The sequence below is a fragment of the Lacticaseibacillus salsurae genome, assembly GCF_045862175.1.
GTDB lineage: Bacteria > Bacillota > Bacilli > Lactobacillales > Lactobacillaceae > Lacticaseibacillus > Lacticaseibacillus salsurae.
This window is the reverse complement of sequence record NZ_BAAFZI010000012.1, coordinates 46,099-59,011: the sequence shown is the minus strand read 5'-3', so window position 1 is coordinate 59,011 and position 12,913 is coordinate 46,099. Positions and strand designations below refer to the sequence as shown.

Annotated in this window: 10 protein-coding genes; 4 read left to right on the top strand and 6 right to left on the bottom strand. The window is 50.7% G+C overall.

The features are described 5' to 3' along the window. Window positions 1-63 precede the first annotated feature (63 nt). From ACKTSG_RS05840 to serC, 6 genes are all read right to left on the bottom strand, one after another. Complete coding sequence (locus ACKTSG_RS05840; protein WP_407892864.1) at window positions 64-255, bottom strand: hypothetical protein; 192 nt, start codon at window positions 253-255, stop codon at window positions 64-66. Window positions 256-456: 201 nt separating this feature from the next. Beyond that, window positions 457-1,425, bottom strand: coding sequence for a phosphotransferase family protein (locus ACKTSG_RS05835; protein WP_407892862.1), 969 nt, complete (start codon window positions 1,423-1,425; stop codon window positions 457-459). 523 nt (window positions 1,426-1,948) lie between these two features. After that, window positions 1,949-2,203 carry a hypothetical protein gene (locus tag ACKTSG_RS05830; RefSeq protein ID WP_407892860.1) on the bottom strand — a complete coding sequence of 85 codons (255 nt, stop codon included), beginning with the start codon at window positions 2,201-2,203 and terminating at the stop codon, window positions 1,949-1,951. Window positions 2,204-2,411: 208 nt separating this feature from the next. Beyond that, window positions 2,412-5,138, bottom strand: a complete 2,727-nt coding sequence (locus ACKTSG_RS05825; RefSeq protein WP_407892859.1) for a YhgE/Pip family protein — start codon at window positions 5,136-5,138, stop codon at window positions 2,412-2,414. A gap of 178 nt (window positions 5,139-5,316) precedes the next feature. After that, complete coding sequence (locus ACKTSG_RS05820) at window positions 5,317-6,477, bottom strand: phosphoglycerate dehydrogenase (protein ID WP_407892857.1); 1,161 nt, start codon at window positions 6,475-6,477, stop codon at window positions 5,317-5,319. Beyond that, window positions 6,477-7,556, bottom strand: a complete 1,080-nt coding sequence (gene serC / locus ACKTSG_RS05815) for a 3-phosphoserine/phosphohydroxythreonine transaminase (protein ID WP_407892856.1) — start codon at window positions 7,554-7,556, stop codon at window positions 6,477-6,479. The genes ACKTSG_RS05820 and serC overlap by 1 nt, the downstream gene beginning before the upstream one ends. Before the next feature lie 284 nt (window positions 7,557-7,840). Here serC and ACKTSG_RS05810 point away from each other — a divergent pair, with 284 nt between their 5' ends. The 4 genes from ACKTSG_RS05810 (at window position 7,841) to aroB (ending at window position 12,905) form a co-directional block, all read left to right on the top strand. After that, complete coding sequence (locus ACKTSG_RS05810; protein ID WP_407892854.1) at window positions 7,841-8,458, top strand: histidine phosphatase family protein; 618 nt, start codon at window positions 7,841-7,843, stop codon at window positions 8,456-8,458. Window positions 8,459-8,828: 370 nt separating this feature from the next. Continuing rightward, complete coding sequence (tkt, locus tag ACKTSG_RS05805; protein ID WP_407892853.1) at window positions 8,829-10,823, top strand: transketolase; 1,995 nt, start codon at window positions 8,829-8,831, stop codon at window positions 10,821-10,823. 37 nt (window positions 10,824-10,860) lie between these two features. Beyond that, window positions 10,861-11,844, top strand: coding sequence for a 3-deoxy-7-phosphoheptulonate synthase (gene aroF / locus ACKTSG_RS05800; RefSeq protein ID WP_407892851.1), 984 nt, complete (start codon window positions 10,861-10,863; stop codon window positions 11,842-11,844). Next, window positions 11,841-12,905 carry a 3-dehydroquinate synthase gene (aroB, locus tag ACKTSG_RS05795; RefSeq protein WP_407892849.1) on the top strand — a complete coding sequence of 355 codons (1,065 nt, stop codon included), beginning with the start codon at window positions 11,841-11,843 and terminating at the stop codon, window positions 12,903-12,905. The genes aroF and aroB overlap by 4 nt, the downstream gene beginning before the upstream one ends. Window positions 12,906-12,913 lie beyond the last annotated feature (8 nt).

The window sequence follows — 12,913 nt, the reverse complement described above, 5'->3', positions numbered from 1 at the left end:
CCTCGTTTATCTTTTGGTTTGGTCGCTTAAAGCATAACACTGGAGGGAGTAGGTGTTTTTGTGTTATCTAAAAAGGCCTAAAACTTCCAGCGTTGAAGTACTCTTCAACACCAAAAATTTTAGACCCTGTATTCTAGCGCGACGCAACAATGTCCGACCAAATAGATGAAAGCGATGACTGCCAGGGGGTCCCAGCAGATCGAAAACAAAAGAAACGGCCTCCTTTCTTTCAGGGTGATGGGCATCTTCTGCCATCGCACCACCTTCTTTCAAAGATTTGGAGACCACCGCTCATATCGCTTCTTGCTAAGCCATATTTTACCGGATTATCTGGTAAAAGTACATATTAGGAAAATATTGGTATAATAATATCGCCTTTGAGGATTGAATCATAATCATTTCGATTTTTTCAGGTAGGTGACTATTGGCTACTTGGGCGTGTCGTGATTGTATTGGTCATTGTGGGTTCGCTAGTTGTTGGGCAAGACGCAACACCACCTGTTTAGTCGCTTCATACCGCGTAGGTTCATTGTATTCAACTTGCCAAACATAGGCATCCAAGGTGCGGTAAAACAATTGATAAAATAAGCGGCGGCGTTTTGCAGCGAGGGTATCAGTTAATGGTTTGCCATAGCCTTTGAAGAATGACGGATCTAGAGTCCACCCGCCGGAAAAGTCAAACTCTGGATCCCCATACATCGCACGATCCGCGTCGATGATCCCAGTGATTTGGCTGCCATCTGACGCTACCAGAATGTTAGCGTCCCAAAGATCGGCGTGAATCAGTGCCGGACGCCGGATCTCGTCAAATAGCGGTCGCGCCTGATCAAAAAGCTGCTTTAACTGGTTTGCTTCTGGCACAGTGAATAAATCATGTGCTCGTAGCAGTTCGACGGTGATGTCAAATTCACTGATCAAGAAGGCACCCCAACTCGCAAACCGAGGGCCATCACATGCTATGCTGCCAACGCGGCCGAAATATGGCATGGTGATGGCATGCATTTTGCTTAAGTCGCTCCCCAGCTGACAAAATAGCTGATGTTTTTGTTGCGCATTGAGCGACATTGTACTGAGCATTTTCCCAGGTAAGGCTGGCCAGAGCATATAGTCACGGTCGATCACGGTTCGGCTAAGATCGCATACAGTTATTTGCGGACAGGGAATGCCAACCGTGCGCAAGTGTGCATCTGCGACTGCTTCGCCTGTCATCAAATGATGCTCAAAAGGCAACAGCAAGTGCCGCCGCACGGGACCGACTCGGAGCATAAATTGGCGCTGATCAGCAAACGTCAGGCGATAAGTGGTATTAAAAAGTCCACCGGTAGCCATCCGGCTTTGATAAGTGCCGTGGTCACCCAGGTGTCTGGTGACGATCTGGCTCAATTGCTCAGTCGACAAAGGTTGGTAGATCAATGACGTCATCATACCGCTTCCTTCTTTAGGGATATTGGCGCATTATCAAAATGGAATTGAATGTGGCAGATCCCAAGACGTAGACTATCAGAATGATCGCCAGCAAATGGTGCATCTGTCCGAATAAAATTATCATCCTTGGCGAGAAATTGTCAACGGAAGATGTCGTTGCCACGTCGCGCGCTGAGATGCTATAATTAAGTATGCAAAAACGCCGTGCGGTCAACACGACGTTTTCGGGACAAAGAGTCCTAGCAAGATCGCAATAAGCGCGATGGTCAGTGGAATTTAAACAAACTTAAGCCGACATCTACCGACGCTAAGCGGGATGGCGGCTTTTTGTTTGCTTAGTTTCGCCAGAATTTTCTGACTTCTTCCATCAGCTGGCGTAAAGTACGCTGCGTCTTGCCACTTCGCGCGCTGAGATGCTATAATTAAGTATGCAAAAACGCCGTGCAGCCAACACGACGTTTTCGGGACAATGGGTCCTAGCAAGATCGCTTAAAGAGCGATGGTCAATTGATATTTTACAAACTTAGGCCGACATCAACCGACGAGAAAACGGGATGGCGGCTTTTCGTTTGCTTAATTTCGCCAGAATTTTCTGACTTCTTCCATCAACTGGCGCAAAGTACGCACCAGTTTGGTCGCTTTGCGAGCACTGTATTCCAGCGCCACGCAATATTGTGCGACCATATAGATGAAAGCGATGACTGCCAGGTGGTCCCAGCAGATCATAAACAAAAGAAACGGCCTCCTTTCTTTCAGGGTGATGGGCATATTCTGCCATCGCACCACCTTCTTTCAAAGATTTGGAGACCACCGCTCATATCGCTTCTTGCTAAACCATATTTTACCGGATTATCCGTTTAAAGTACATACTAGGAAAATATTGGTATGTTAATAACTGCTACTGGCATGAAATGATAAATATTTTGATGCAGTGGATAATTCAAAAGGTCATCACCCGGTGTCAATGAGGTGATGACCTTTTTTGGTTATTCCATGATCTGACTTTTCTTGGTGACGGCGTGCATTTTGTCGATCAGTGGGCGGATCGGGCCTTTCAAAAACAGTCCCAATAAGAAGAATCCGATCCCGAATGCGGCCAAGTGCCACAGATCAGACCATAAGTTCGGCCAATAGATCCCGCCGACAGGTTCGCGCAAGGCGTTGACGGCGTAAGTGAAAGGCAGCCAAGGATTGATCATTTGGAAGAATTTACCGGATAAGACAACTGGGAAGTTCCCACCGGCGCCGGAAATCGACAACACCAGAATAATGATCCCCAAGCCTTTACCGATATTGCCAAATAACGCGATCAGCGAATACAGAATCGAGACGAACACTGCCGAAAGCCCCATGGCGATGGCGATATATAGCGGTTTGTCTACCACATAAGTGCCGATCAAGACGATATTGCCGACTGCAGCGATCAACGCTTGTGCCATGCCTAACCCCACGAAGGTCAACCAGCGGGCGACGAATTGCTGTTTGACTGTGGCGGCTTTCAAGCTTTCCGGCAAGTGATATTCCGTGATCAATATCGCCCCTAGCAATAAGGCGCCGACCCAAATACATAACGCTAAGTAAAATGGTGCCGATTGTGACCCGTAGGTTGGAATCGCGTAAAGATCGGTTTCCTTTAAGGTGACTGGATCTGCTAAAAAGTTGGCTTCTTTGCCCGCGTCTCGGCGCAATAACTTCATTAAAGCTGACAGATCGATGTTTTGTTCACCTTTCTTGATCGCGCTGGCGCCTTTTTGGATCGCAACTTTCAGCGTCGGCCAGTCTGATTGGATCAAGGTGTGTGCTTGATTTAACCCGCTGACTAACACCGGCATTTTGGCGTTGGCCAAATCAAGCGAAGCGGTGAGCTCTTTTTCCATGCCAGGCAGGTCGTTTTGCACAAAAGCGGTGGCAGTGGCGAGTTTGGCTTTCAATGTTGGGAAATCGTTTTGATACAGCTGCGCCACAGTGTTGATGCCACCAGTGATCTGGCTCATATGGCCATTCAACAAGGTGTTGGCATCGGCGAGTTCAACTTTCACTGCCGGCAGCTGCGCTTGGACTTTCTTCAGCACGCTTTGCGCTTGTTGCAACAAGGTTTTGGTGTTGGCTAACAAACTTGGCAATTGCGGCAAAACATGTTGGTTGATGGCTGACAACGTGGTGTCCGCGGAGGTCAGCGCCGCTTTGAATTGGGTGATCAACTGGGTGACGCTTTGGTCCAAGCCGAGATTTTGCAACGTGGTGACGGCTTGCGTGAAGGTGTCGGCAGTCGCTTTCAGCTGGCTCAGTTGGCTTTGCAATTGGGCCGTCGTTGCTGTTGGCGCCAAGGCGGCGAGGTTTTGCGCTTGAGTGGCGAGTTTTGACGCGATCGTGCTGGTGGCGTGTAGCTGAGCAATGGCGTGATCTAGCGTCGCATCATTGGCATCTTGATGTAGCGCGTGATAACTTGATTGCAACTGCTCAAGGCTAGTCGCCAGTTTGTCGGCATTTTGCGCAGTGGCTTGTTGCCGCGTGGCGATGCCAGAAGCGATGGTGGCGACGGCTTGTTTGGCACTGGGGTCAGCATCGATTGTGGCTAAATGTTGATTCAAGGTCGTTAAATCTTGGCTTAAGCGGGTGTTGGCTGTGGCGATCAAGGTCAACCCGGCAGTGGTGGCATCATGTACTACCGTTAAACCGGATTCGATTTGTGGCAAAACTTGATCTTTGGTCGTCGCCACTGCAGCTTGAGCAGAATGGCCGAATTGGGTGAGATCTGGCAAGGTGCCATCGACGCGATCGATCACTGACAAACCTTGTTGGGTGACAGTGACGGCTTTGGCAACGCCTGATTCTAAGGCACCAAAGTTGGCATTGACTTGTTGCAACTGAGAACCCGCGGCTTGGACTTCTGGTAATTTGGCTTGCACCTGTTCAGCCAGTTGGCCGCCTTGATCAACTAGTGGTAAGTATTGTTGGGCGTTAACTAACTTATTGGCCATTTGGTTAACGGCAGGCAAGTAAGCGACCATTTGGTTGGCAGTGTTGAGTTTTTGTTGCAAGTCAGGCACTTGCGCACGCACGGCTTCGACTTCTTTGAGATAGCTTTCGATGGTCGGCAGTTGGGCGTTCGTCGACGTTACCAAGCTGGCAAAACGCCGGATCATCGGTAAGTTATCATCCAGTTGAATGCCCGCTTGGTTGAATTCAGTCATCAGCGTTTTGGCGACGGTATCGACGAATTGCGTGGAAATCGTCGACTGCAACGTGGTAGCCCCGCTGGCGGTGATTTTTGGGGCAATGGCGTTGATTTTTTCATTCACGTAATAATCGAGTTTTGGCTTTTGCACTTTGCCTTGCACGATGGTCAACAGATCTTTGGAAAAGGATTTCGGCACCACGATCCCCGCATAATATTTGCCAGAGCGCACGCCTTTGGTGACGGCTTGTTTGGAGTGCACGAAGCGCCAGCCGAGTTTCTTGTTTTGGTGGAGTTGATCGACAAGCTCTGAGCCGATGGCGATTTGCTTATGGTTGAAAGTCGTCGCTTGATCTTGTGAATACACGGCCACGGTCAGCGCTTGGGTGTTGCTATAAGGATCCCACAGCGCCCAGACATTGAACCAGCAATAAAGACTCGGGATCACGACTAACGCCAGCACCAATAAAAAGGCTGGTGGACTTTTCACCAACCGGCGCCAGTCCAATGAAAACAATTTCCCAATATTTTTCATGTTCACCCTCCGATTTATTAATAAATATATCATGAATAATGAGGCGAAAACAGGCGAATATCGATAAAAAGCGCTTGTAACATTCATAAATAAGAATATAGTCATGGAAAATGAGTATCTGCGCACAAAAACAGCGCCGACCCAGGCTTTTTACCTGAGTTGGCGCTGCATTGAGGCATTATTTTTTCAATAACCGCACGCGATATACCGCATCGATGGCTTGTAACTTTGCCACCACGGCGTCAAAATCAAATTCGTTATTGGTGTCGATAATGGAATACGCTACTTTGTCCCGCGCGGCATTGGACATCGATTCGATGTTGACGTTGGCGCCAGCAAGGAGTGTGGCGATCTGCCCGACCATGTTGGGGATATTTTGGTGCATGATGGTCAAGCGATACTTCCCAACAAAAGGCACTTCCAAACTCGGCAAGTTCACCGAATGCATCACGTTGCCAGTTTCTAGGAAAGTCATGATCGTGTCGGCGCCTTGCACGGCCCCATTGGCTTCTGCTTGCAAGGTGGAGCCGCCGATATGTGGTGTCACCAATACGTCTTGGCGGTTGAGGATCTCCGGTTCGCCAAAGTCGGTCATGTAACGCTTCAAATGGCCGGCATCAAGCGATTCACATACAGCATGGTTGTCGACGATCCCGCCGCGCGCAAAGTTCAACAACACTGCGCCTTTTGGCATCAACGCCAGTTCTTTGGTGGAGATCAAAGCGATGGTGTCGGCATTTTTGGGCACATGCACCGACACGTAATCGGCGTGGACCAACGCTTCAGCTAAGGTAGCGGCGCGCTTGGTGGTGGTAGGGATGTGCCAAGCATCATTAGCGGATAAATATGGATCATAGCCGATCACGTGCATGCCTAAAGCCCCAGCGGCAGTGGCCACGCGGGCGCCAACATGGCCGACGCCGATCACGGCTAAGGTTTTGCCAGCCAGTTCCGTGCCGTTGAACTGGGCTTTTTCGCGTTCCGTTCGGGTGGAAATGTCGGCGCCAGAGTTTGCCGCCGCATAACGCGCCGCAGAAAATAAATTCCGGCTGGCAATGATCAACATCGCCACGACTAATTCTTTGACCGCATTGGCGTTAGAGCCTGGGGTGTTGAACACGGCAGTCCCGTTGGCAGTGGCGACATCTAGCGGAATATTGTTGAAGCCGGCGCCGCAGCGCACGATGGCTTTGAGGTTTTTGGGGAAAGGATAATCATGCAGATCCACCGACCGGATCAAAAAGGCATCGGCGTCATCGGTTTGGTTAAGTTGATAGCCAGGGCGGAATTCATCTAGGCCAGCTTGGGCGATGGCATTGAAAGTTTTAACGTTATACATTAGACGTGCTCCTTTTCAAATTGGGTGAGAAACGAGATCAACGCTTCAACGCCAGCTAGTGGCATCGCGTTATACAAACTGGCGCGCAACCCGCCGACTGAGCGGTGGCCTTTGAGATTCATCAACCCGCAAGCTTCAGCCGCATCGACCACTGCTTGGTCCAAAGTGGCGTCGCCGGTATGAAACACGACATTGGTCAATGAACGGTCAGCTGGCAAGACGTCATTGTGAAATAATTTGGACTGATCCAAAAAGTCATAAAGCAGGCGAGATTTTTCTTGATTGCGCTGTTGCATCGCGTCCACGCCGCCAAGGTCTTCTAGCCAACCTAGCGTCAAATTCAACGCGTAAATGGCAAATACTGGCGGGGTGTTATAAAGCGAATGCTTTTTATCAAACAAGCTGTAGTCTAAGGCGCTAGGAACCGCTTGAACGTCGCTTAGCAATGACCGCTTGACGATCACCACCGTGACGCCAGCAGGGCCGAGATTTTTCTGCGCGCCGGCAAAAATCATCCCAAAATCTTTGACGTTGTAGCGCTGGGCACAAATGTTAGACGACATATCCGCCACTAATGGTGTATCGCCATGTGCTGGCAAGGTGGTATACGCCGTGCCTTCAACGGTGTTGTTCAAGCACACATGCAAGTAGTCATAAGTGTCAGCTGCCAGGGCTTTTGGCAAGTGCGGCAAATGGCGGTAATGGTCGGCTTTGGTGGTGGCCAACACGTCAGCGGGGATGCCTAAGCGATCCGCTTCTGCGGCAGCGCGCGTCGCCCATTGACCAGAATCAAGCACGGCAATGCGGCGATATTTGGTGGCGAGATTCAATGGGACGGCGGCAAATTGTCCGGTGCCGCCGCCTTGCATGAACAACACCGCATAATCATCTGGGATCGCCATTAAATGCCGCAAGCGTGCTTCAGCTTGTTGAATGATCGCGTCAAAAGCTTTGGAGCGATGCGAAATTTCCATGATACTCATGCCGGAGCCATTAAGCGACGGCAATTCTTGTTGGATCTGGTGAATGACAGGCTGGGGCATGACTGCTGGCCCTGCAGCGAAATTATAAACGACCATTTTTTCCTCCTAAAAGATCGTGACAGTAAAAAAACACGCCTGACAGAATGTTCTTCTGTCAGGCGTGAATAGAAGCGATCACGGTCTCACAGAAGTTCTGTGAGACCACTTGGCGTCAAGCAAAGTTTGGTCTACACAGATAAGGTAGTAGACCAGGATGATGATTTGCGAATGTGATTGAATTTAGCCATTGCAATTCTCCTTTGCTTCGTTGTTTACTAAGATAGCACGCACCGAATATTCCGTCAAGATTAAAAAAAGATGAAAAGGAGTAATTCTTGCCAATGACCACTTTTTATTTTGTTCGCCATGGCCAAACCACTGCCAATGCCACTGGCTTAAAACAAGGCACGATCAATGATGCCCGTACCCACCTTACGAAATTAGGGCATGCCCAAGCGGCGCATTTGGCTGATCAATTCGATTTGTCGCCAATGGACGCGCTATTTGTCAGCCCGCTAGATCGCACTCAAGAAACCGCGGCGCATTTGCATACTGAGCTGACGCCACAATTAGACCCGCGTTTATTAGAGATCTCTTACGGCTCATGGGATGGCCAGCTAAACGCTGATCTAGAGGCGCGCTACCCGCAAGTCTTTGATCCAACGCTGCATGACGTGTTGCCAACATACACCCAAGTCGCTTTAGATGGGGAAACGTTTACGCATGTGCAAGCGCGCGTCGCTGATTTCATGACTGACGTTGAAAGCCGCTACCCGCAAGGCCATGTGGTGTGTGTCACCCATGGTTTTACCGTGAAATCAGCGGCTTTAGTGGCGCTGCAAGCGCAAGATCCCATGACGTTGCCAGAGCCAGATAATACGTCAGTGACCAAGTTGAGCAAAGTCGGCGACCACTATTATTTGTGGTATTACAATCGCTTTGACGCCCAAACTTACTGACTTCTGACAAGACAATCTCGCACAATTTTCATTGTGCTTTAAATCTTTCTCATCAAATTTCAATTAAACTGTTGACAAGTCACATTGACGGCGGTAAGCTCAATTCAACAATTCAGAAAGGATCTCGATGATATGACTCAAAACGTCTTTTATGCCTGGTATGCGTATTTTCTCTAGCGAGTAGGAGCACTCGAATGTGTCCTTACTCGCGAGGGATACATTCGTCTGCATACCAGGGATCATCGAATCACACGGTAAGCACACGGATGAAGCAATTTCAGCCGGGTGCTTTTATTTTTCCCCAGGGGAAATGAACGCTATCGGCTGACCGATAGCGTTTTTTCGTGCCTTACCTGTCCAGGAGGATAATATGAAATTTGATGCAATCGACCAACAAGCAGTTAACACCGTGCGAATGTTAAGCGTCGCGCAGATCCAAAAGGCCAACTCTGGTCACCCAGGTTTGCCACTAGGCGCTGCGCCAATGGCTTACGTGTTATACCGCAATTACTTGAACATCACGCCAAAAGATTCTCATTGGTTCAACCGCGACCGCTTTATTTTATCGGCTGGGCATGGCTCGGCGATGTTGTACAGTTTGCAACACTTGGCAGGGTTCAATGTCACCAAAGACGATTTGATGCATTTTCGCCAATTCGGTAGCCGTACCCCAGGCCATCCAGAATACGGGGTCGTCGACGGCGTTGAAGCCACCACTGGGCCTTTAGGGCAAGGCTTGGGGATGGCGGTAGGCATGGCGATGGCTGAACGCCACATGGCCGCGCGCTTCCAGCACATGGTCGATCACTTCACTTACGTCTTATGCGGCGACGGGGATTTGATGGAAGGTGTTTCCCATGAAGCCATGGGGTTGGCCGGCCACCAAGCATTAGGCAAGTTGATCGTGTTGTTTGATTCCAATGACGTGTCGCTTGATGGTAACAAATCCCGCGCTTTTGGAGAAGACATGCACAAGCGCGCCGAAGCAGAAGGCTGGACTTACCAAAAAGTCGAAGATGGCAATGACCTTAACGCTATTGATCAAGCCATCACCAAGGCCAAACAAGACCTTGACCATCCTTCGATGATCGAAGTGCGCACGGTGATCGGCTTTGGGGCTAACGGCGCTGGTACCAATGCGGTGCATGGCAAGCCATTGGCCAAAGAAGACTTCGCTGCGTTGAAAGTGACGTTAGGCTGGCATTTGCCAGACTTTGAAGTGCCGAATGCGGTGCGTCAGCGTTTTGCCGAAACTGTTGGCCGGCGCGGCAACACCGCCCATGCGGCTTGGGTCGCTAAAACCCAAAGCTTAAAGCCATCAGAATCAGCAGCCTTGACGCGCGCGGCGGCCAACTTGTTGCCGCAATTGCCAGAACAGCCAAACACCTTGATTCCAGAAATGTGTTCCGGGCGTGATGCCGGTAAGATCGCGATGAACGCGTTTGCCAAGTTGGCCCCAGAAATGTGGGGCGGCGCCGCAGACCTAGCGTCATCCACCAAAACGGTCATCGACAACTCACCATTGTTCACGCCAGAACATCCTGAAGGCCGCAACATCGCCTTTGGGGTGCGGGAATTCGCCATGGGTGCGGCGCTTAACGGCATGGCGCTACATGGAGGATCGCGCGTATTTGGCAGTACTTTCTTAGTATTTTCTGACTACTTAAAACCTGCGATCCGCTTGGCAGCGATGCAACATTTGCCAGTGACTTTCGTGTTCACCCATGACTCGATCGCTGTTGGCGAAGACGGGCCGACGCATGAACCGATCGAACAGCTTACCATGTTGCGCTCGATCCCCAATACCGTGGTGTTGCGCCCAGCAGATGGTCAAGAAACAGCTGCCGCTTGGCGCGTGGCGTTGACGCGGCAAAACGGGCCAACTGTGATCGTGTTGACCCGCCAAGATCTGCCGCAACTGTCTCACAATGTGCCACCAGTCAACCGCGGGGCTTACGTGGTATCGCCAGTGCCAGAAGGTAAACGCCAAGACGGGATCTTAATGGCCAGCGGATCTGAAGTGCATTTGGCGATGCAAGCGCAAACTGAGCTGGCCAAATCTGGTCGCTTTGTCTCAGTGGTGTCGATGCCATCGTTTGAACTGTTTGCCCAACAATCGCGCAGCTACCAAGAAGCCGTATTGCCGCGGGCGATCACTCACCGCGTGGCGATCGAAATGGCCAGCCCATTAAGTTGGGGCCGCTTTGTTGGTTTAGACGGTACGGTGGTCGGCATGGAGACTTTCGGGGCTTCTGGCGATCCGGATCGGGTGATGATGCATTTTGGTTTCACCCCGCAACATGTCGCTGATGTTTACTTGCAACTTGATTCAACGGTGCTTAAGCGCGCCGCTTCACAGTTTTAACTCACATCCCACTCAATTTAAAGGAGAACTTACACTTATGATTATTCAATTCAAAGAAAACTCACCATTGATCCAACAAGTCGCCGAAAAGCTTCGCGCCGTTCCTGCCCATGTCGAAGTCGTCGGCACCCATTTAGCCGCGATCGGTGTGAAAGCTTACACGCCAACGGATGAAGAAGCGGCAGTGATCTCAAGTATCACCACTGATGACAAGTCTTTTGTGTTAGGCTCATTGGAATTCCAACCAGAACCGACGATCATTAAGTTGCCACATACCACGATCGGCGCTGGACATTTTGTGATGATGGCAGGGCCTTGCTCCGTTGAATCAGAAGAACATGTGCGCCGCATGGCCAAAGTCGCCAAACAAGGCGGCGCGACGGTATTGCGTGGCGGGGCGTTCAAGCCGCGCACGGTGCCATATTCTTTCCAAGGCTTGGAAGAAGACGGGTTGCGCTTCTTGCGTGAAGCCGCAGATGCAGAAGGCATGGATGTGATCACCGAAGTGATGGATGTGCCGCATGTGGAAATGGTCGGCAAATACACAGACATTTTCCAAATCGGCGCCCGCAACATGCAGAACTTCTCCTTATTAAAAGCCGTGGGTAAAACCAAGATCGCGGTTGGGTTAAAGCGCGGGATGTCAGCGACGATCGATGACTTGTTGAACGCCGCTGAATACATTCGCGCCAACGGCAACCCGAATGTCTTCTTGATCGAACGCGGGATCCGGACGTTTGACAACAAATACACTCGCAACACCTTTGATCTGGCGGCGATCCCAGTGCTCAAGAAGTTGACTCACTACCCGATCATCGCTGACCCAAGTCATGCAGTCGGCGTCCGCGATTTGGTCACCCCAATGGCAGTGGCAGCGGCAGCGGCTGGTTGTGATGGGGAGATCGTCGAGATCCATGATGACCCAGCGCATGCATTTTCTGATGGGCCACAAGCGTTGACGCCAGATCTGTACTTAAACATGACCAAAAAAGTCAACGCCGTGCGGCAGGCTTTGCAATGAGTACGGTACATGTTGGGTTAGCCGCGCATCCCTATGACATTTTGATCGAATCAGGCAGTGTGGCCCACTTAGGCACGCTGGTGGCAGGCGTTTGGTCACCGCGCAAGATCATGGTGGTGTCTGATTCCAACGTGGCCCCGCTGTATTTGGCGCAGACTTGCCAAAACCTAGAAGCGGCTGGCTTTACCACTGCAACGACTGTGATCCAAGCCGGTGAAGCCAGCAAAACCCTGACTGGTGCCCAACAAGTGTATACCGCCTTGATCAAAGCCGGCTTTTCCCGCTCTGACGGGGTGTTGGCGCTAGGCGGCGGGGTAGTTGGTGACTTAGCCGGGTTTGTGGCGTCGACCTTCATGCGCGGCTTGGCTTATATCCAAGTGCCAACCAGCTTGTTGTCGCAAGTGGACTCGTCTGTCGGTGGCAAAACTGCCGTTGATTTTGGCTCTGGGAAGAATTTGATCGGGACGTTTTATCAACCAGACTTAGTGGTGATCGACCCTGAACACTTGCGCACGTTGTCCCAGCGCAACTTAGTCGAAGGTTACGGTGAAGTGGTCAAAATGGCTGCAATGTCTGACAAGCCGGCATTTTGGCAATTGATCCAGCGCATCGATCACCCTAAAGACTTGTTATTACATGCCTCAGAATTGTCGCAGTTTGCCATTTCAGCAAAAGCGGCTTTGGTGGTGGATGATGAACGCGACACTGGCGCAAGGCGGCTGTTGAACTTCGGCCACACGCTAGGTCACGCGGTAGAATTGTTGCGGCCAGACACGTTGCATGGTGAAGCCGTGGCGATGGGGATGATCGCCATCACCAAATTATGCGAGCGCCACGGGTTGACGCAAGCCGGCACCGCTGAGGCGATCACAGATCGGCTCAAAGCGGTGGGATTGCCCACTGAATTTCCTGATTATTCGATCGATCAATTAGTCGCGCAGATCCGCATGGACAAAAAAGTCAAAAACAACACCGTGGTTTTAGTCACCTTGCCTAAACTTGGGCAAACGCGGCTTTACCCAGTGGCGTTAGCTGATCTGCCAGCATTTTTAGCCAAGTGAAAGGAACC

Excerpts from the sequence above, each read along its gene's own strand:
- ACKTSG_RS05825 (WP_407892859.1), bottom strand. The coding sequence starts at position 5,138 with ATGAAAAATATTGGGAAATTGTTTTCATTGGACTGGCGCCGGTTGGTG.
- ACKTSG_RS05810 (WP_407892854.1), top strand. The coding sequence starts at position 7,841 with ATGACCACTTTTTATTTTGTTCGCCATGGCCAAACCACTGCCAATGCC.
- ACKTSG_RS05820 (WP_407892857.1), bottom strand. The coding sequence starts at position 6,477 with ATGTATAACGTTAAAACTTTCAATGCCATCGCCCAAGCTGGCCTAGAT.
- ACKTSG_RS05830 (WP_407892860.1), bottom strand. The coding sequence starts at position 2,203 with ATGGCAGAATATGCCCATCACCCTGAAAGAAAGGAGGCCGTTTCTTTT.
- aroF (WP_407892851.1), top strand. The coding sequence starts at position 10,861 with ATGATTATTCAATTCAAAGAAAACTCACCATTGATCCAACAAGTCGCC.
- ACKTSG_RS05840 (WP_407892864.1), bottom strand. The coding sequence starts at position 255 with ATGGCAGAAGATGCCCATCACCCTGAAAGAAAGGAGGCCGTTTCTTTT.
- aroB (WP_407892849.1), top strand. The coding sequence starts at position 11,841 with ATGAGTACGGTACATGTTGGGTTAGCCGCGCATCCCTATGACATTTTG.
- serC (WP_407892856.1), bottom strand. The coding sequence starts at position 7,556 with ATGGTCGTTTATAATTTCGCTGCAGGGCCAGCAGTCATGCCCCAGCCT.
- ACKTSG_RS05835 (WP_407892862.1), bottom strand. The coding sequence starts at position 1,425 with ATGATGACGTCATTGATCTACCAACCTTTGTCGACTGAGCAATTGAGC.
- tkt (WP_407892853.1), top strand. The coding sequence starts at position 8,829 with ATGAAATTTGATGCAATCGACCAACAAGCAGTTAACACCGTGCGAATG.